We start from the raw sequence: 18,263 nt of genomic DNA, 5'->3' as shown, positions 1-18,263 counted from the left end.
ACAAAAAAAGAGGTTTTATATTTTTAACGAAGAGTATTGTTGCTATGAAAAAATTACTGGGAAGTGTTTGAGCGGAATAATAAAGCGGTTTTTATGTGATTCGTAAAGGAACCCGTTACCGGATCGATTTTTTATTATAACTTCTCGATCATCGGGAACATTGGGTACTTTATTGCCATCAGGCTAATGACTATTACGCAGATTTTAATGTGCGAATAGTCAAGCTAGCGAAGAAGGATTTTACATTTGCTACGACTTTTTTAACTAGAGCTGCATAATATGCACGACGTAAAGCGTAAGCTTGTTCAACATAATAGTCAGTATCGAAGTTGCCTAATTCATCATATTTTAAATCGTTTTTCATGGTCTTTCTCCTAATAGATATGTCGTCTTTGACAACACATATAATAGGAGTTGACCAATCGATCGGCAAACGATCATATTTCAGCTAATAGGTTAGAAAAATTCATCAATCTTTTGGGTGAGGGTATTAATCTAAGCGAGTTAACCAAGTAAACATAGCTTCGATTGCTTGTGTTGACCAATTCTCAATAGCCTTAGCCTCGGCGTTTTGTTGGTTTTTCGCTATCCCTCTTGAGCTTACTGTCCATGATGCAATACGAACGCCTGACGGGCCTATTAGGTCTAATGTGCCACTTTCAAAAGCATAAAAACGACCAGATTGCGTTTCATTATTTCGGCTTGTTGTTGTTCTGATAGTAAACACAGAATTATTCTTTGGTGTTAAGCCGTATTTAGATAGGGCACTAGCAAGTTCGTTGGCTTGTTTTGTTTCGGATACATCAAAGCCATAGCTAAATAACGCTTGTCCAAGTTGTTGCTCTATGTCCTGAATGTCTTGTGCCGCTTTTCCTGCTGGGGAGCTTTGTGAGGAATAAAGGTCCAGATCATCAACGTAAGAAGTGCGTTGTGCAAAATAAGGAATTAGCTTCATGTAAGTTTGCCAATCTTCTGTGGCTGGTGGTTGGTTCACAGAAGTGCTTAATGATGCTGCTTGTTTACGAATAGTGTCATCTAATTCATTTAATTCGTTGGTCAATTTTGCAATGACGCGGGAACGGTTAATGGATTGTAAGGCATAGACGTAGTTCTTACCTGCAAAGCGCTTTTCATTAACGGCTTGTTCTAATTCGATAGGCGCAGTTGTGACTTGGGTGTATGCGGTTTGTCTTTTTAATACCTGCTCACCACTTTGACCTGATGTTACCTGTGTATCTTGCGTATTCGTTTGGCTGACTTGGGTTCGAAGCTGCTGAGCAATTTGGACGTTGCCATTTTGCTCTGCTTGAATAAAAGCCAAGGCGATATTTTCAATTCTGTCTGCGCTGCCAACACCATAAATGTGTGTGTTGCTTTTAGGTGGCGATGTTATCCAGCTTGGAATGTCATCCGTCTTTTCTGTTTTGGTATTTGAACCAATGCAGCCTGTTAAAGCGGATACTAAACCAATGGTCAGTACCCACTTTGACGTTTTTGAGCCTAATAGCAATTTGGAGCGCGAAGAAAATATCATAGTTAGAAGAAGCCTTTATCTGCTAATTTTTTGATTTTTTTCTGACCGTTCCAAACTTCGCGATTGGTTGTCATGTCGATTAATTTCAAATCCACTTGATAGAAACTAACGCGCTGGTCGCCATTGGAATCGACAATCGAGTTAATCGTTCCTGAAAGAGCAAAGCCTGCACCCTGTTCTAAACCAAACTGAGCAACTGTACCGGGTGCTGCATTCAATTCTTGTTCTTCACGTTCGTTACGAATCTCATCACGTTCTGCACCAGAAACAACAAAATCTACTTTACCTGCACGTAAAAGGCTGCGTTTGATGTCGTTGATAAAAGTGTCAACTGGAATGTGTTCAGACGACTTATTACGGATCGTTTGAACAATCACTGTTGGGTTGCCTTTCTGACTGAAGTTATAATCACGGAACCATGGGAAGGTAAGCATATCTCCCATCATTTCCTCTGCCACCAGGCGGGAATCTGTGTCGTTCCAACGATCAGACAAAGCGACTTCTTCATTGGCATCAAGTCGCTTTACGCTACCACTGGAGCAGGCTGTTAGTAATACAGCGACAAACAAGGTGAAAAAGCCTTTCCATAAAGGTGATTTGATTTTATTACTGTTCATAATATTTTCCTTACGTCCGTTTTGTCTGATGCTAAGCATTCAGTGTAATCAATTTAGCCGGGGTTGCGTAGATTCCACAGCTTAATTTTATTTGGCTCCAGATTAATTTTTCCTAGAGAGAATTGTTGTTTATTTACTTTGTAACTCGGATTGTATTCACCGGGTGGTAATGGTTCTCTTGTTAGTCTGATTTGAGCTGGGAGTGTTAACCAATTCCGTGTGTCTGCGGCAGAGGAAGCAAAAACAGCAACTTGGCCAATGAAGCTCAATAATAACGCAGTGCTTTCGTCTTGAATGTTCGAAGTAACTTGATAAGCCAACCAGCTACGTAAAAGCTCTCTTGTTAAACCCTCATATATGTCTCTTTGTGCTTGCGCTAACTGCTCTTGGAAAGCGATATCCGCTAAGGAGGTCATCCTCAAACTGCTTGCACTTGTGCTGCCACTGATTTGTAGTTTAGGTTGCTGGTTGTCTAATGTGTAGCGCTGATAATAAGGTACAGTAACGCGTATCGGCTGTTGGTTTAATAGATTATCAACCTTGAGTGCTTTTAGTTGCTGCCAAACTGCGGGGCCGAGAATAATGCGTTTAGTGAACACACCTGAGAAGGTTCCCCAAGCACCGCCAGCTTTATAATTGGCTATTAGGTTCAGCGGATTGATATCTGCATAGACCATGGTAAACCAACGAAATGCGTCATTATCTTCTACTCGTCCACCGCCATGAAGAGGCTCAAGTACTAAAGAGTAAGCACGAGAGTCAGGATAAAGTAATAGGGTCATCTCATTTTTGTCTGGAATAAAACCTTGATGCTCTAAAACAACCAATTCAGCGTCGCCATTATGGTATTGTTGTAGAGTATCTTGCATGGGGGAAGATAATTTCTGCGTGATTTTTCTTTGTATTTCATCCAGGCTGAAGCCGCCTTTTTGCATCATACGAATAACATCTAACCATGCTCGCTCTGCAGTGAGGCTCGATAATGCATACTGTTTTGCGTAACCAGCCTCATAGAGTTCAGCGGATTTTTGATAACTAATTCGAGCGTCATCGTATTCGCCATTCATTTCGTATTGTAGGCCTTCCATGTAACGGGCCCATGCATCATCACGATAAAGGAATTGGTCTGTGTCGCGTCCACCTGTGTAGAAATCACCTAGCCAACTAAGTGCTTTCATGTAAAAGGCTTGGTTTTCTTTCTCATCTAGGTCCTGATAACTCGGATTTTGAGCCCGGATTTCATTTAGCTTTACATCAATACGACGAACTTCCACAAGGGCGGCGTCATTGAGTTTAAGTCTTTCTGAGGCCGAAATTGCCTTTTCCGCAAGAGCTAGATAATTAAGGGATTTTAAATAACTTATATAGACTCGTTCGATGCCGTTGCCACGGTAATTACTTTGTCTTGGATTACTTAATAATGCCCATGAGCGATTAGAAAAACTGTCCTGAAAAAATGTATCACTTAGTCGATCTGCTTTTTCGAGGAGCTCATTGCTGCGCACAAAATCTCCTTGATTTTGTGCGAGAGCACCAATTTCTAAATAATAGAGAAGTTGATCCTGAGGGTTATCTAAAACAGCTTCTAATGTGTTCTCAGCCGCTTGCCAGTCGCCTTCTTTGGCCAAGGATAAACCTTCATCAATGCTTTGTTTATAGGTGGCACAGCCAGACAGAATGGCAACATTCAACCAAAGTAAAATCCATTTCACATTAAAATCCCTTGTCTAGAAACTGGTTAGCAAAAAGCACCGCCAGTAAAGCCAAACAGCCTAAATATAGAGCTAACCAGCGAGCTTTAAGGCAATATGGACAAGGTTTCTTTTTCTTTTTCATCATTCTTTCCATTCTGGCTGATGAGTGACTGGCTTGTTAGTATGCTACAAAAAAAAGGAGGCATACAGCCTCCCTTTTATCGTACTTGTGTTTTAGTACTTTTTACAATCAAACAATCTTTACTATTGTGTTGTTTCTGCAGCAGCTTGTTGTTTTTGTAGGCTTTCTATATAAAGCGCATCAAAATTAATTGGTGCTAACATCAGAGGAGCGAAGCTGCCCTTAGTCACAACTGCATCGATGTTTTCACGAGCATATGGGAAAATAGTAGCAGGGCAAAAAGCACCCAAAGCGTGATGTAATTGCTGGTCATCTAAACCAGAAATAACAAACAAACCACCTTGTTGAACTTGAACTAGGAATCCAGTTTCGCCATTGTTTTTAACGGTAACTGTAATTTCTAAAACCACTTCGTATACATTTTCACCAACTTGGCGGCTTTTGGTATTAAGTTCTAAGCCTACTTCTGGTTTCCACTCTTCTTGGAAAATCATAGGTGAGCGTGGAGATTCAAAAGAAATGTCTTTTAAGAAAATACGCTGCAAAGACAGTTGCGGTGCTTGAGCTTCTTGTGTTTCGGCTGCAGAGTTTACTTCAGTTGTATCAGACATTGTTGTTCCTTATCTTTATTTTAGAATACGATCTAGTAGAGAACTTTGCTCGTTGCTTCGTGAAAAAGCCTCTAGTTACTATTATTAAGCAAGCAATGCATCAAGTTTTTTTGAACGTTCCAGATCAAAAAGGTCATCACAGCCGCCAACATGCTGTTCGCCAATCCAGATTTGCGGTACAGAAGTTCGGCCGCTTTTTTTCGTCATCTCTTGGCGAAGTTTGTTATTGCCATCCACATTAATTTCATTGAATGCAATGTTTTTAGACGAAAGCAGTTGTTTTGCTCGAGTACAAAATGGGCAGTAATTACTTGAATAGATAGTTACAGTAGACATAATTTTTGTATTACCCTTTCACTAAAGGCAGGTTAGATGATTGCCACTCGGCAATGCCGCCTTGAAGTTTATATATGTTAGTGAAGCCTTCTTTTTTCAAGTCTTTTGCACTTGGGCCAGAAGTTATACCAGATTTACATACTAAAATGATTGGGGCGTCTTTGTGTTTCTCAAGACGATTTAGGTTTTCTTTCATTTTAGTTGCAGGAATGTTCATTGCACCTGTGATATGGCCGGTGCTGAATTCTTTCTCAGGACGGATGTCGACAACAATCGCATCTTCCGTATTGATTAACGTAGTAGCCGCAGAGGCTGTTAGTCCTGGCGCACCACCTTTACTTTCAACAAAAAGTAATGTCGCAAGAATCGCCATAAAAACAGCGACCATTTCCCAGTGATTTGTAGCAAATTCAATAAATTGGTTCATCATAATCTTAAAGCTCATATTTAAACTGTCCGCATTATACACGGCAAGAGGGAGCGGTACATACTCTCAGGTAAAGGTGACAAGGATATGATAGGGAGAAAATGAAAATTTAGATGAGAAAATAAAAAAACGAACTTCGAAAAGCTCGTTTTATGTCTGTCTGCTTCGATAGGTTCAGGTTTGGATATTGCTTACTTAGTACTACTGGTTGAATCAAAAATTTTGTCTGCGTTACCTTCAATAAAGCTATCAAATAAAGTGCCATTAGGTTGAACATGGCGACGGGCAAACTCGTAGAAACAACTCGGAATGGTTTTCTCTGTTCCATTTGCAAAGGTATAGACAATCTTATCTGCCATGGTAGAAGATTGTTCTAGGAAAGAGGCTGGAGTGCCTTTTACTAATCCTCCTACTTCGTTCAGGGCGTAACCTTCATTCTGCAATAGCGCGTTGACGGATTCTATGGTTGGGAATTTATTTAAATGATTTATGCTGACTGTAAAATGGTTTGCTTGTAAGCCCATGGTTGATAGCCATGCAGCGTATTCACTGTGTTCTGATAAAGTTAAGTACTCTTCTTCTGTCGGTGTTTCCCATAATTTACCGGCCCAAAAAACAGTAGGGTTTTGCACCGCGTCCACTGGAATTTGAGCGATAAACTTACCAATAATGTCTTGGCAGTTTTGAGGCAGTTCTTCGACTAACAACTCTGACAAAAATATCTTCGGGGAATCAGCATCGTTTTCGTGTTTATAACAACGGGCTTTTAGGTGTTTACTCTCAAAACGAAAAGCCCCATAGGCTTTATAACCTATGGCCTTTAGTTGAGGTTCTAGTTTTTCCAATGAGATGGGAGAATTATTGAAAGTACGAAATGCCACATGATCATTTAAGACAGTTTCTCCATGGCTCTCAAATAATTGTTGAATGCGTTTAGCCTGAGGCGTGATTTGAGTGTAACTGTTCCATAAAGCGCTAAAAAAATCAGAAGGTGTCATAAGAGTTCCTACATAAATCATCGACGGTAAAGATTACATTCACTCTAGTCTAATTATGATATGGGACGCAAAAGATATAAAAGCATTATGTGATTCGTAAAAAGCATGCGAGCGAAAATCTAAACCGAATGGTTATTTCCGTTGTTAGTCGTAAATAGCTGTTGTCTAGCAGCTAGAATTGTATTGATTAGATGGGCAGGAAAGCTGCGTTCTTTGTTGTGAGCTAATCCCACGACGCGTTTTAGCTTTACATCATTTAATGGTCTTAAACAAAGATCATTTCGGCCACGTGATGAATGCTCCGGTATTAATGAAATCCCTAACCCCGCCGCGACTAAATCAAGCGCATATTCTTCGGTTTTTACCTGTGCTCGGACATCCGTGGTGAGCTCTTGTTTCTGCATCAGATAATTCCATGATTCCAGGATGTCGCAAGGTGTACGTGATATGAAAGGTTGTTTGTCTATTTGTTTGAGAGACAAAGACGAGAAGTCAGCGAGCCAATGGTTTAGGGGCATAGCGATCACATAATCGTCTTCCCAAATAGGATAGAAAACGTCTTTTTCTGTGGTGTAGCGTTCACAGGTAAAGCGTAAGTCTGAACTTTCGGATTTATCGACCAGTTTTAAAGTTAAGCCAGGCACTTCGTCTAACAAGGTTTTAATTACCTGACTAATGAGTGCGCCAGATAAAAAGGGTGCTAATGAGATAGATAAGGCAATGGGAGCAGGGGAATCTATAAATAGGTTACGAATGTCACTTAGGTCAGTGACCATTTTGCAGGCATGAGGATAGAGTTGAGAACCACTGTCGGTGGGTGAAACGCCTTTGGAATGGCGTACAAACAGCTTAGTTCCCAGATGTTCCTCTAATTGTGCGACGGTAGTTGAAATAGAAGGTTGGGCCACAAAGCAGCGTTTGGCGGCGGCACTGAGGCTTCGTTCTTCGTAAACTGCAATGAAATAGCGTAATGACCGAATATCCATCTTTGCCTCTCTCTATACAAATGAACTTTCAATATACCTATAGGTTCATAGTGTTGGCTATAGGAAAAAACTAGACCACTGTCAGGAAATAGATATTTCTCATTGTGCTGTGAGCTGGTTATTGTGGAGGAAGTCGAAAATTATTTTCCAATTAATTAGAAAACATATTCAAAGAGGTTTCACATGTCATTAGCTTGCTTAGATACATTGGGCATTAATACTCTCAAACAGGGCGATACCTATTTCAGTGTTTTAACAGGTAATACAACAACTTTAGGCGAAGGCAGTACTTTTTCTGCGCACAGTCCTATTGATGGCGCCAAGTTGTCCACTTTTCATAACGCTACGGCCGCTCAACTTGATCAAGTGAGCGTTGAGTTAAAAGAAGCTTTTAAAGTATTACGTGCCATTCCAGCACCACGTCGTGGTGAATTAGTGCGTCGCATTGGAGATGAGGCTCGCAAATACAAGAATGAACTGGCGCAAGTGATTTCCCTTGAAGCCGGAAAAATCATGCCTGAAGCTTTAGGTGAAGTACAAGAATGGATTGATGTGTGTGACTTCGCTGTCGGTCAATCTCGTATGTTGCATGGTTTGTCTATTGTATCTGAGCGTCCAGGGCATCGCATGATGGAGCAATGGCAGCCGCTTGGCCCAGTTGCAGTTATCACGGCATTTAATTTTCCTATGGCTGTTTGGGCTTGGAATACTATGTTAGGTCTTGTTTGTGGTGACCCGGCTTTACTAAAACCATCTGAAAAAGCGCCACTGTGTGCTTTGGCTATGTACAAAATTGCACAAAATGTTATTGCCGATATGCCAGATATTCCTAAAGCGGCGGTTTCAGTGATGATTGGCGATCGTGATTTAGGTGAAGCAATTGCGGCTAGTGATACATTCCCATTGGTTTCTGCAACGGGTTCTACTGCAATGGGCCGTGCGGTTGCGAAAACCGTAGCTGGTCGATTGGGTCGTTCTTTGTTAGAGCTTGGCGGTAACAATGCCATGATCGTTTCTAAGTCTGCTGACCTTGACCTTGCTTTGCGTGCAATCGTTTTTTCTGCCGCAGGAACCGCGGGTCAACGTTGTACTACTTTGCGTCGTCTTATTACCCATGAAAGTGTAGTCGATGGTTTGGTTGCAAGTTTAGCGAAATCCTATGGTTCGCTTCGTGTAGGTGACCCATTAGTCGAAGGTAATCTAGTTGGGCCGTTAATCGACGAAAGAAGCTTTGACAACATGCAAGCGGCATTGAAAACCGCTCAGCAACAGGGTGGCGAAATCATTTGTGGCGGAGAACGCGTGACGGACAATGTGCCTGCTGGTGGTTTTTATGTGAAGCCTGCGATTGTACGCATTGCTCATGATGCTCCGATTGTACATCAGGAAACTTTTGCTCCAATCCTTTATGTATTGACGTACAGCACTTTTGAAGAGGCGATTGAAATTCAGAACGAAGTACCACAAGGCTTATCTTCTGCGGTATTCACAGAAAATATGCGAGAGGCGGAATTGTTTATGTCTCCAGTTGGTTCTGATTGTGGTATTGCTAACGTTAATATTGGTACATCAGGTGCAGAAATTGGTGGCGCATTTGGTGGTGAAAAAGAAACAGGTGGCGGTCGAGAGTCTGGTTCAGATGCATGGAGAAACTATATGCGTCGTACCACGAATACGGTGAATTACGGTGGTGACTTGCCATTGGCTCAAGGCATTGTTTTTGAATAAAACGTGTTCTAAATGTGTTGGATTCTGATAAATACCTCCCTTTGTACGGCTATTTTTAGCTATTTAGCCGTACGTTTTTATTCTGTCTTGTTTTGAAAGCGTTAAGTGTTGTCGCGTGAGAGGGTTTTGATATGCCTGAACAGTTATGTGATTCCTTGTGGCGAGCTAGTTCACCAGCAGCGCCTGAATTAACGCCGTTAGAAGGCTGTTTGTCTTTTGATATTGTCATTGTTGGTGCTGGTTTTACGGGGTTATCTGCGGCTTTACATATGGCCAAAATTGGGATATCCGTTGCGGTTATTGAAGCGCAAGAAGTGGGTTTTGGCGGTTCCGGTCGCAATGTAGGGTTGGCTAATGCAGGGTTGTGGCTTGAACCTGATCAGCTTGATAAAACCATTGGTGTGGAGGCCGGGAAAACGCTCTATGACGCTTTGGCGGTTGCGCCAGATTATGTCTTTGGTTTGATTGATGAGTACGGTATTGAGTGTGAAGCAACCCGTCATGGCACCTTGCATGCTGGTGTTGGTAAGTTAGGTTTGGCGCAATTAGAACGTCGTTACGAACAGATGGTTCGTCGTGGCGCCCCCGTTCAGCTGTTAAGTGCGGCAGACGCTCAGTCTCGAATCGGTTCAGAAAAATTCAATTCTGCGTTGTTCGATCCAAGAGCGGGGACCATTCAACCTTTGGCCTATGCAAGAGGTTTGGCTCGTGCTGCGCTAAAAGAAGGAGCGCGATTGTTCGACTACTCACCCGTGAATAAAATCGAGCCAACGCAAGATGGCTGGACGCTGTATACCGATAAAGGTGAGGTTCACGCCGGTAAGGTTATTTTGGCAACCAACGCCTACAGCGAGTACGGTATTAAAGATCAAGCGCGAAAATTTGTGCCTATTTTTTACTCTCAATTAGCAAGCAAACCACTGTCGGACAAACAACTTGCTAGTATATTGCCGAATAAAGAAGGTGTTTGGGATACCTGTACTGTGATGAGTTCTTTTCGTCTCGATAAACAAGGGCGTTTTGTTTTTGGTGGAATGGGAGACAAGGGGAATATTTTGTCTAATTGGGCGTCTCAACGAGTGAAAGAGATGTTTCCATCAATGGATAAAGTGGAGTGGGATTATTGTTGGACAGGTAAGATCGCTTACAGTGAAGATCATTTGCCCCATTGTCAGCAGTTGCAAAATGGTTTATTTAGTGTCGCCGGTTACAGTGGACGTGGAATCGGCCCTGGAACAGTGGTTGGGGCAGAACTGGCGCAATGGTTTGCAGGTCAGAGAGAAAGTTTATCTATTCCAACAACCCTGTTGCGGGACATTCCTTTTAGGGAATTAAAGAGAATGTGTTATGAAGTCGGTGCCCATACTTATCATCTTGGACAGCAAACCCATACACTAGGTTAATGTATTTGATTTATATGGTAATAAATGCATCTTTCTGGTGCATTTTAGCTTTAACAGGTTGGGAATGATGGCAATATAGGATAGAGTTATTGGCTTCTGTTTTTTGATTTATGAGCAACGTCCAGATGCGCCGTTATATCCCATCGTCTACTGCTTTAAAATGCTTTGAAGCGTCCGTTCGTCATTTAAGTTTTACTAAGGCGGCAGAAGAGTTACACCTTACCCAAAGTGCTGTTAGTCGTCAGATTCGTAATCTCGAAGAATTCTTGTCCCGTGATTTATTTATTCGATTAAATAAACGTTTAGTGTTGACTGGAACGGGTGCGGCTTATTACAAAGAAGTTGTGCCTTTGCTTGATGGTATGGAAAACGCGTGTTTACGCATGCTGCATCGAGAAGACGAAAAAACCACTTTAACCATTTCTGCTTTGCCTACACTTGCTTCATATTGGCTAATGCCTCATCTCGCCGAATTTCAACAGCTACACCCACAATTTCAGATTAAGGTTCGTTCTTTAGATGATGCCGCCAAAATTGACCCAGAAAACATTGATATCATTTTACATTATGGTGGGGACCATTGGCCTAGAGCCGTGTCTCATCAACTGATGCAAGAGAATGTCGTGGCGGTTTGCTCTCCAGCATTATTAGAACGTGTTGGTGGAAAAATAGAGCGAGAATGGCAAGCCGAAGATGTTACTTCTTTTCCTTTCCTACATTTATCTTCTCGTATTAATGCTTGGCCAGACTGGATGGTGTCACAAGGTTTGGAAAGCGGCTCCTTTGCAGGAGCTTCATTTGCGCATTTTCATATGGTTCTTGAAGCTGCTAAAAATGGTATGGGTCTTGCGATTTTGCCAACGGTTTTAGCTGCGCGCAGTTTGCAATCGGGAGAGCTGGTGGCTCCGTTTGGTAAGCAAGTATCAACCCCCCATGAATATCTTTTGTCGTATCCAGCAGATAAAGCAGATTTAGAACAAGTGGTTGTTTTTCGAGATTGGTTATTGGCCAAAACTAAAACGTCATAAGCAAAATTAATAGCCTGAATAGGCACGGACCCTGTAACAAAATTACAAGCCTGTGATAGTATCAAGTGATAATCATGATCAGTTTACGGGATAGATTAACATGAACAAAAAGACAACCGCGCTCTTCATCCTAGATGGATGGGGTTACAGTGAAACATCAACATCAAATGCTATTGCCGCAGCGAATACACCGAACTGGGATGCGCTTTGGAATAATAATCCTCATACCCTAATCAAAACATCAGGTTTGGCGGTTGGATTACCTGAAGGTCAAATGGGTAACTCTGAAGTAGGACACATGAATTTAGGTGCTGGCCGTGTGGTTTACCAAAACTTCACTCGTATAGGTAAAGCCATTGATGACGGTACCTTTTTTGAGAACGAAGCCTTAGTTAATGCTGTCGATAAAGCCGTTGCAGCTAATAAAGCGGTTCACATCTTAGGCTTGCTTTCTGATGGTGGTGTTCATAGTCATTATGAACAAATCATGGCAATGTGTGAATTGGCGGTAAAGCGTGGTGCGAAAGCTGTTTATGTTCATGGTTTTACGGATGGACGAGATACACCACCACGTTCTGCAAAAACACCGACTGCAGCGCTTGAAGCAAAATTTGCAGAGCTTGGCGTAGGTAAAATCGCAACATTAACTGGCCGTTATTATGCAATGGATCGTGATAACCGTTGGGATCGAGTACAAACTGCTTATGACGCAATTGTATTAGGTAAAGGACAGTTTCAAGCCAATACTGCAGAAGAAGCGATTCAAGCCGCTTACGACCGTGATGAGAATGACGAATTCGTTAAAGCCAGTGTGATTGGTGAACCAGTAGCATTACAGGATGGTGATGCCGTTATTTTTGCTAACTTCCGCCCTGATCGTGCTCGTCAATTAACAAGAGCTTTTACGGATCCAGAGTTTGATGGCTTTAAACGTGCTGCTTATCCAAAATTAGCCTCGTTTGTTACCTTCACTGAATTTGCTTCCGATATTGCCGCTGATGTGGCTTTCCCTCCAGTTGCTTTGAGTAACACGTTAGGTGAAGTGCTTGCGAAAGCAGGTAAAAAACAACTTCGTATTGCTGAGACTGAAAAGTACGCTCATGTGACGTTTTTCTTTAACGGTGGTGAAGAGTCTTTGTTTGAAGGTGAAGAGCGTGAATTGATTCCATCTCCAAATGTGGCTACTTACGATTTGAAACCCGAAATGAGTGCGCCAGAAGTAACAGATAAATTGGTTGAAGTGATCGAAGCAGGTAAATACGACACAATTATTTGTAACTTTGCTAATGGTGACATGGTTGGTCACAGTGGTATTTTTGAAGCTGCGGTAAAAGCGGTGGAAGCGGTGGATGCTTGCTTGGGGCGTATTGTTGAGGCATTAAAAGTGAATGGCGGTCAATGTTTGATTACAGCTGACCACGGTAACGTGGAGCAAATGTTAAGCGAAGACGGTTCGCAACCATTAACTTCCCATACAATTGGGCCAGTTCCCTTGGTATTACTAACTCCTACTCAAGGTTTAGGTATAAAAGAAGGTGCTTTGTGTGATCTCGCGCCAACTTTGTTAGATATGATGGGAATGGAAGTGCCGGCAGAAATGACTGGTGTAAGCTTGCTTACAAAGGCATGAGGTTAGGATGATTTTAATTTTCCGTTCTCTTCTTTTGTGCCTGTTCTTGTTGCCCAGTCTTGGTTGGTCAGCAGGAGCGCCACAAACGCCAGAAGAAGCCAAGCAGCAAATTCAAGCTTTGCAAAAAGATTTGAAAAAACTCAACGCTTGGCTGAAGGACGTTAAATCTGAACGATCTGATGTAGAAAAACAGCTTGAAGGACAAGATAAAGAAATTCAAAAGTTGTTAAGGAAAATCCAAGAAATTCAGGAGAGCTTAAAAAAGGAGAGAAGCAGCTTAGCTCGTTAAGGGTTCAGCAGCGCTCTCTTCAATTAAGTATTCAACAACAAAATGAACAAATAGCCGCCCAACTCAGGGCGGTTTATCGTTCCGGTGACGAAGAAAGTATTAAGCTATTATTAAATGGCGACAATTCAGAAGATTCGGAACGTCTAGTGCAATATAATCGCTATTTTTCGAATGCTAGACAGTCTTTAATTAATGGCTTTATTAATGAAGTCAGTGACTTAAATCTTGTCGAGAAAAGTATTAGAAGCCACAGAGCTCAGCAAGCTAGAGAAGAAGTATTATTGAAAGAAGAGCGAACACGCCTTGCGAGTCAACAAACGGCGCGTCGTACTTTGTTAGCCAAACTAGATAAAGATTTGGCTCAAGGTGATAAACGTTCTAAGCAATTGAAACAAGACCAACAGAATTTGCAGGAAATGCTACAGCGTTTAGAAGAAGTACTTGCTGATGTTCAAATTCCGGATCAAGACGTCCCTTTTTCTTCTCAACGAGGCAAGTTGGCTCGACCTCTTAAAACACTTTCAACATTACCTACTGCTGGTAGCGTTAATTTAGGGGGTGACATTGCGAGCAAAAGAAGGTGATCCCGTCCATGCAATTTATCAGGGCCGTGTCGTATTTTCTGATTGGTTACGTGGTTTCGGTTTCTTACTAATTGTTGATCATGGCGATGGCTATATGTCTTTGTATGGTTATAACCAAAGCTTATTAAAAGACGTAGGTGAATGGGTTACGGCAAATGATGTGGTCGCAATGGTTGGAAGTTCTGGCGGTAGGCCTGATCCTGCTTTATTCTTTGCAATTCGCCATAATGGTACGCCATTAAAACCGCTATCTTGGGTGGCCGGTTAATTTACATTACTTAAATAGTCACACCGAAAAGTGATAGGGACAAACATGATCAATGCTTTGCGTCGGAAAACACTTCTTTTAGTTATTACATTATTGGCGCAACCCGTTTTATCCGCAGAGGGTCAGGAGGAGGCGACTTTACCTACGGCTGAAATACAGTCTTTTGTCGAAATTTTTGAAACCATTCGTGAAGGTTATGTCGAAGTTTTATCAGATGAAGATATCGTAAAGAAAGCATTAAAAGGCATGGTGTCAGGTCTTGATCCACATTCTGAATATTTCACGAAAGATGAATTAACTGATTTCAATGAACTGACGTCAGGGAATTATGCTGGCATCGGTGTTGAGGTTGAATTAAGAGACGGCAATTTGATTATAGTTACACCAGTTGATGGCTCAGCGGCTTCAGATGCGGGAATTTTACCAGGTGATGTAATTATTAGAATAGACAGTACCTTAATCACCGGTCTTGGAATGCAAGACATTGTTATGCTGATGCGTGGTGAGGCTGGTACAAAAGTGGTATTAGACATTGAACGAGATGGCGAAGTTAAACATTACGAATTAACGCGACGTTTGGTTGAAGAAGAAAGTGTGTCTAAAAAATGGTTGGATGGCAATATTGCTTATTTTCGTATTAGTCAGTTCCAAGGCGATAGTGCTGTGGAGTTTTACAAAGCCATTGATGAGCTTAAAGAAGAGCATCAAATAAATGGTGTTGTGTTAGATCTACGCAATAACCCTGGTGGTGTACTACAGAGTGCTGTGGGTATTGTCGATGCTTTTATTGATGAAGGCATGATTGTTTATACAAGTGGGCGTCATGAAATTTCAAAAAGTCAGTTCCATGCCTCAGAAGACAATACTCAACTTGCTGAGGTTCCAGTTGTAGTGCTTGTTAATGAAGGCTCTGCTTCGGCTTCTGAAATTGTTGCTGGGGCATTACAAGATCATGAACGTGCGGTTGTTTTAGGCACAGAGACCTTTGGTAAAGGTTCTGTGCAAACTGTGGTTCCTTTATCTAATGGCGATGCTGTGAAACTAACAACGGCACTATATTACACTCCAAATGGACGTTCTATCCAAGCACAGGGCATTACACCTGATCTTATTATTCCTCAGGCCACGCTTACTTTTGATAAAGGCCAATTTTTTGTTAAAGAAGCAGAATTGAAAGGGCATTTGGGTAATGGGACTGGTGGAGAAGAACGAACCAGTGCGGATGTGAAAGTAGACATTAGTGAATTGGCAAAAACTGACTTCCAGCTATTTCAAGCGGTGAGTATTCTAAAAACCTTGCCTAAATTAACCCAAAAGTATTAAAAGAGTTTGTTAATAGATATGTTTTCTAAGATTAAAGTTGGGTTTAATTTAAGTAAAAATGTTCTAGGGATGTGTGTATTTATATCAGGTCTATTTGTAGTGAGTTTGTCTGCATCAGCGGATGAAACAAATAGTATTCTTGAAATATATGAAAATGTATTAATTACTCAACAAAGCACCTTACAAGATACGGAGCTGGATGTTAATAAGGGTGCTCCCTTGTCTGAGAGTTTAGGCCCTATTATAGGTGAGAGGGCTTCATTATCAAAGGCGCCGTTGCCTCAATTAACCACGGATTCTTCTGAGTTATCTAATCCATCTGAATTGTTGGTTCATCCTATATTAGAGGTAAATGATCCTTGGGTTCCAGCCATAGTTCCATTCTTAGATTCATTGCCGAGTCATGACTCCGTTCCTGAATCTGAGAAAGAGCATGAGTCAAAGTCAGAGCCAAATAAAAAAGAAAATGTCCCCGCGAACATATTAGCTGTTGATGTACACCCAAAAATGGCGCAAATCGCTATTTTGATCGATGATCTAGGATACAACCGACGTGGAATGGAGTCTGCTTTAGCACTGCCAACTGAAGTTGCATTAGCTATTTTGCCTGAAACCCCTTTTGCTCATCAAACAGCACTGACCGCTCAAAAACAAAAACGTATTACCCTGTTGCACGCACCAATGGAGAATCAACGTGAGTTGAAGCTGGGCCCGGGTGGCTTGTATGCAAATATGACAGAGCATGAGTTAAAAGCAACGCTACGAAATGATTTAGATGGATTGCCTGGAATACAAGGTGTTAATAATCATATGGGGAGCCTATTAACGACAAAAACGGATTCAATGAAATGGGTGATGGAAGTTTTAAAAGGGCGTTCACTTTTCTTTATTGATAGTTTAACCAGTCCCAAAAGCGTTGCTGAAAAAACAGCTCAAGAGCATGGTTTGAAAACAGTCAGTCGTGATGTATTCTTAGATAACATTCGTACTGAACAAGCCATTGATAAGCAATTCTCTCGTTTGCTTAAATTAGCACGACGACACGGAAGTGTCTTGGCGATAGGGCATCCGTATCCTGAAACCATGGCTTACCTTAAAAAGCGTCTAAAAGACCTGGAAAAGGATGGTGTCCGTCTTGTTCCTTTATCTAAAATTCTTCTTTCTCCTTCTGCTGCATCAAACATTCATAAGTAATCACCATTTTGGCTTTATTTAGTGAAAAGCTCTGTATAAATAGAGCTTATGAGTGATTTATTTTGAGTTTTTAAATCAAATCAGAATTTAAATTCTGTTATTTTCACTTTTACAGCGCACCACTATTGACCAAACTTTAATCTGATACTAATGTGTAGCCTTGTAGTGGTGCACATTTCTTGAATATTTAGGTGTCACCTCCATAATTTATGCCTTTTTTAAAAGAGGTGTATTGATTGGAACACTTCTTGCTTTTGAATAATAACGATAAAACACAAAACGAGTAGAGGCTTTTCTTATGTCAAATACGGTTGTTAAAAGAACATTACTTTCTCTTGCTGTTGCAGGTGCTGCGACACTGGCTCAGGCTGACGTTGTAATCGGTGTTGCGGGTCCTCATACAGGTGCTTATGCAGCATTTGGCGAGCAATTATGGAAAGGGGCTGAGAAAGCAGCCGCTGATATTAATGCCAGCGGTGGTATTAATGGTGAAATGATCAAATTGGTTAAAGCAGATGATGCTTGTGAACCAAAACAAGCGGTTTCTGTTGCTAACCGTTTAGTTGATTCTGATGGCGCTGCTGCGGTTATCGGTCACTTCTGTTCTTCTTCTTCAATTCCTGCATCAAGAATTTATGAAGAGGCTGGTGTTCTAATGGTTACACCTGCTTCAACTAACCCGACATTGACTGACCAAGGTCTGCCAAACGTTTTCCGTGTGTGTGGTCGTGATGACCAGCAAGGTGATGTTGCTGCAAATTATATTGTTGATCAGCTTGGTGCTAAGCGCGTTGCTGTTATTCATGATAAAGACACTTATGGTAAAGGTCTTGCTGACGCTACCAAAGCAACTCTTAACGCCTACGGTGTGAAAGAAGTAATGTACGAAGGTTTGACTCGTGGTGAGAAAGACTTTAACGCTTTGATCACAAAAATCCGTTCAGTAGATGCAGACGTTGTTTACTTCGGTGGCCTTCATTCAGAAGCGGGTCCACTAGTTCGTCAGTTACGTGAACAAGGTTCTAAAGCAATCTTCATCTCTGGTGACGGTATCGTATCGGATGAGTTTGTTTCTGTTGCTGGTTCACCTGCATACGTAGATGGCGTGTTGATGACATTTGGTGCGCCACCATCTTCTTACCCTTCTGGTAAAAAAGTAATCAAAGAATTCCGTGATAGTGGTTATGAGCCAGAAGGCTACACACTTTACTCTTACACAGCGATGCAAGTTGCTGTTGCTGCATTGTCTAATAATGACTTAGACCCAATCGCAGGTGCTGAGTGGTTAAAAACTCATTCTGTAGATACTGTAATGGGTAAGAAAAACTTTGATGATAAAGGCGATTTAACTGTTTCCGATTACGTTATGTATGAGTGGAACGACCAAGGTAAATACAGCCAAGTAAACTAATTTCTATTTAGTTTAATCTACATGCCTGTTGATATAAGGATTGTATCAATGGGCATGCTT

Annotated in this window: 19 protein-coding genes; 10 read left to right on the top strand and 9 right to left on the bottom strand. The window is 41.5% G+C overall.

The annotated features are described in order from the left end of the window. Positions 1 to 193: 193 nt before the first annotated feature. The 9 genes from AC0L3Y_RS03675 to AC0L3Y_RS03635 all read right to left on the bottom strand — a co-directional run bounded on the left by AC0L3Y_RS03675 (position 194) and on the right by AC0L3Y_RS03635 (position 7,345). A complete protein-coding gene (locus AC0L3Y_RS03675) occupies positions 194 to 364 on the bottom strand; it encodes an RSP_7527 family protein (protein WP_473468923.1) in 171 nt (56 codons plus the stop codon). Between the two features lie 126 nt (positions 365 to 490). Beyond that, positions 491 to 1,534 (bottom strand): LPP20 family lipoprotein, encoded by a 1,044-nt coding sequence (locus AC0L3Y_RS03670; protein WP_473468921.1) that lies wholly within the window; start codon positions 1,532 to 1,534, stop codon positions 491 to 493. 2 nt (positions 1,535 to 1,536) lie between these two features. Continuing rightward, the gene (locus tag AC0L3Y_RS03665) at positions 1,537 to 2,151 is read right to left on the bottom strand and encodes a penicillin-binding protein activator LpoB (RefSeq protein WP_473468918.1); all 615 of its coding nucleotides are present in this window, start codon (positions 2,149 to 2,151) and stop codon (positions 1,537 to 1,539) included. Positions 2,152 to 2,204: 53 nt separating this feature from the next. Then, on the bottom strand, positions 2,205 to 3,863 hold the full coding sequence (locus AC0L3Y_RS03660; protein ID WP_473468916.1) for a COG3014 family protein: 1,659 nt from the start codon (positions 3,861 to 3,863) through the stop codon (positions 2,205 to 2,207). Between the two features lie 246 nt (positions 3,864 to 4,109). Further along, positions 4,110 to 4,598 (bottom strand): protein-export chaperone SecB, encoded by a 489-nt coding sequence (gene secB, locus AC0L3Y_RS03655; protein WP_473468912.1) that lies wholly within the window; start codon positions 4,596 to 4,598, stop codon positions 4,110 to 4,112. An 84-nt stretch (positions 4,599 to 4,682) separates the two neighbouring features. Further along, positions 4,683 to 4,934 carry a glutaredoxin 3 gene (gene grxC, locus AC0L3Y_RS03650; RefSeq protein ID WP_473468910.1) on the bottom strand — a complete coding sequence of 84 codons (252 nt, stop codon included), beginning with the start codon at positions 4,932 to 4,934 and terminating at the stop codon, positions 4,683 to 4,685. Between the two features lie 10 nt (positions 4,935 to 4,944). Then, positions 4,945 to 5,379: a rhodanese-like domain-containing protein gene (locus AC0L3Y_RS03645; protein ID WP_473468907.1), complete on the bottom strand. Its 435-nt coding sequence runs from the start codon at positions 5,377 to 5,379 to the stop codon at positions 4,945 to 4,947. Positions 5,380 to 5,552: 173 nt separating this feature from the next. Next, positions 5,553 to 6,359, bottom strand: a complete 807-nt coding sequence (locus AC0L3Y_RS03640) for a 2-oxoadipate dioxygenase/decarboxylase family protein (RefSeq protein WP_473468903.1) — start codon at positions 6,357 to 6,359, stop codon at positions 5,553 to 5,555. Between the two features lie 119 nt (positions 6,360 to 6,478). Beyond that, positions 6,479 to 7,345: a LysR family transcriptional regulator gene (locus AC0L3Y_RS03635; protein ID WP_473468900.1), complete on the bottom strand. Its 867-nt coding sequence runs from the start codon at positions 7,343 to 7,345 to the stop codon at positions 6,479 to 6,481. Positions 7,346 to 7,528: 183 nt separating this feature from the next. Here AC0L3Y_RS03635 and amaB point away from each other — a divergent pair, with 183 nt between their 5' ends. The 10 genes from amaB (at position 7,529) to AC0L3Y_RS03585 (ending at position 18,203) form a co-directional block, all read left to right on the top strand. Beyond that, complete coding sequence (amaB, locus tag AC0L3Y_RS03630; protein WP_473468896.1) at positions 7,529 to 9,073, top strand: L-piperidine-6-carboxylate dehydrogenase; 1,545 nt, start codon at positions 7,529 to 7,531, stop codon at positions 9,071 to 9,073. A 131-nt stretch (positions 9,074 to 9,204) separates the two neighbouring features. After that, positions 9,205 to 10,476 carry an NAD(P)/FAD-dependent oxidoreductase gene (locus tag AC0L3Y_RS03625; RefSeq protein WP_473468893.1) on the top strand — a complete coding sequence of 424 codons (1,272 nt, stop codon included), beginning with the start codon at positions 9,205 to 9,207 and terminating at the stop codon, positions 10,474 to 10,476. A 125-nt stretch (positions 10,477 to 10,601) separates the two neighbouring features. Next, positions 10,602 to 11,504, top strand: coding sequence for a LysR substrate-binding domain-containing protein (locus AC0L3Y_RS03620; RefSeq protein ID WP_473468890.1), 903 nt, complete (start codon positions 10,602 to 10,604; stop codon positions 11,502 to 11,504). A 100-nt stretch (positions 11,505 to 11,604) separates the two neighbouring features. Continuing rightward, positions 11,605 to 13,134: a 2,3-bisphosphoglycerate-independent phosphoglycerate mutase gene (gene gpmI / locus AC0L3Y_RS03615; RefSeq protein WP_473468888.1), complete on the top strand. Its 1,530-nt coding sequence runs from the start codon at positions 11,605 to 11,607 to the stop codon at positions 13,132 to 13,134. Between the two features lie 7 nt (positions 13,135 to 13,141). Then, positions 13,142 to 13,423 carry a hypothetical protein gene (locus AC0L3Y_RS03610; RefSeq protein ID WP_473468885.1) on the top strand — a complete coding sequence of 94 codons (282 nt, stop codon included), beginning with the start codon at positions 13,142 to 13,144 and terminating at the stop codon, positions 13,421 to 13,423. A 146-nt stretch (positions 13,424 to 13,569) separates the two neighbouring features. Beyond that, a complete protein-coding gene (locus AC0L3Y_RS03605) occupies positions 13,570 to 14,007 on the top strand; it encodes a hypothetical protein (RefSeq protein ID WP_473468881.1) in 438 nt (145 codons plus the stop codon). Next, a complete protein-coding gene (locus AC0L3Y_RS03600; RefSeq protein WP_473468878.1) occupies positions 13,988 to 14,275 on the top strand; it encodes a murein hydrolase activator EnvC family protein in 288 nt (95 codons plus the stop codon). The genes AC0L3Y_RS03605 and AC0L3Y_RS03600 overlap by 20 nt, the downstream gene beginning before the upstream one ends. 45 nt (positions 14,276 to 14,320) lie before the next feature. Further along, positions 14,321 to 15,598, top strand: coding sequence for a S41 family peptidase (locus AC0L3Y_RS03595; protein WP_473468876.1), 1,278 nt, complete (start codon positions 14,321 to 14,323; stop codon positions 15,596 to 15,598). 18 nt (positions 15,599 to 15,616) lie between these two features. Further along, positions 15,617 to 16,792 (top strand): divergent polysaccharide deacetylase family protein, encoded by a 1,176-nt coding sequence (locus AC0L3Y_RS03590; RefSeq protein ID WP_473468873.1) that lies wholly within the window; start codon positions 15,617 to 15,619, stop codon positions 16,790 to 16,792. Between the two features lie 298 nt (positions 16,793 to 17,090). Continuing rightward, on the top strand, positions 17,091 to 18,203 hold the full coding sequence (locus tag AC0L3Y_RS03585) for a branched-chain amino acid ABC transporter substrate-binding protein (RefSeq protein WP_473468869.1): 1,113 nt from the start codon (positions 17,091 to 17,093) through the stop codon (positions 18,201 to 18,203). Positions 18,204 to 18,263 lie beyond the last annotated feature (60 nt).

The organism is Marinomonas sp. GJ51-14 (assembly GCF_055808695.1).
The sequence above is the reverse complement of the archived record's forward strand: the minus strand, read 5'-3'. Positions and strand labels throughout refer to the sequence as shown.

Excerpts from the sequence above, each read along its gene's own strand:
- AC0L3Y_RS03675 (WP_473468923.1), bottom strand. The coding sequence starts at position 364 with ATGAAAAACGATTTAAAATATGATGAATTAGGCAACTTCGATACTGAC.
- AC0L3Y_RS03670 (WP_473468921.1), bottom strand. The coding sequence starts at position 1,534 with ATGATATTTTCTTCGCGCTCCAAATTGCTATTAGGCTCAAAAACGTCA.
- AC0L3Y_RS03665 (WP_473468918.1), bottom strand. The coding sequence starts at position 2,151 with ATGAACAGTAATAAAATCAAATCACCTTTATGGAAAGGCTTTTTCACC.
- secB (WP_473468912.1), bottom strand. The coding sequence starts at position 4,598 with ATGTCTGATACAACTGAAGTAAACTCTGCAGCCGAAACACAAGAAGCT.
- grxC (WP_473468910.1), bottom strand. The coding sequence starts at position 4,934 with ATGTCTACTGTAACTATCTATTCAAGTAATTACTGCCCATTTTGTACT.
- AC0L3Y_RS03645 (WP_473468907.1), bottom strand. The coding sequence starts at position 5,379 with ATGAGCTTTAAGATTATGATGAACCAATTTATTGAATTTGCTACAAAT.
- AC0L3Y_RS03640 (WP_473468903.1), bottom strand. The coding sequence starts at position 6,359 with ATGACACCTTCTGATTTTTTTAGCGCTTTATGGAACAGTTACACTCAA.
- AC0L3Y_RS03635 (WP_473468900.1), bottom strand. The coding sequence starts at position 7,345 with ATGGATATTCGGTCATTACGCTATTTCATTGCAGTTTACGAAGAACGA.
- amaB (WP_473468896.1), top strand. The coding sequence starts at position 7,529 with ATGTCATTAGCTTGCTTAGATACATTGGGCATTAATACTCTCAAACAG.
- AC0L3Y_RS03625 (WP_473468893.1), top strand. The coding sequence starts at position 9,205 with ATGCCTGAACAGTTATGTGATTCCTTGTGGCGAGCTAGTTCACCAGCA.
- AC0L3Y_RS03620 (WP_473468890.1), top strand. The coding sequence starts at position 10,602 with ATGCGCCGTTATATCCCATCGTCTACTGCTTTAAAATGCTTTGAAGCG.
- gpmI (WP_473468888.1), top strand. The coding sequence starts at position 11,605 with ATGAACAAAAAGACAACCGCGCTCTTCATCCTAGATGGATGGGGTTAC.
- AC0L3Y_RS03610 (WP_473468885.1), top strand. The coding sequence starts at position 13,142 with ATGATTTTAATTTTCCGTTCTCTTCTTTTGTGCCTGTTCTTGTTGCCC.
- AC0L3Y_RS03595 (WP_473468876.1), top strand. The coding sequence starts at position 14,321 with ATGATCAATGCTTTGCGTCGGAAAACACTTCTTTTAGTTATTACATTA.
- AC0L3Y_RS03590 (WP_473468873.1), top strand. The coding sequence starts at position 15,617 with ATGTTTTCTAAGATTAAAGTTGGGTTTAATTTAAGTAAAAATGTTCTA.
- AC0L3Y_RS03585 (WP_473468869.1), top strand. The coding sequence starts at position 17,091 with ATGTCAAATACGGTTGTTAAAAGAACATTACTTTCTCTTGCTGTTGCA.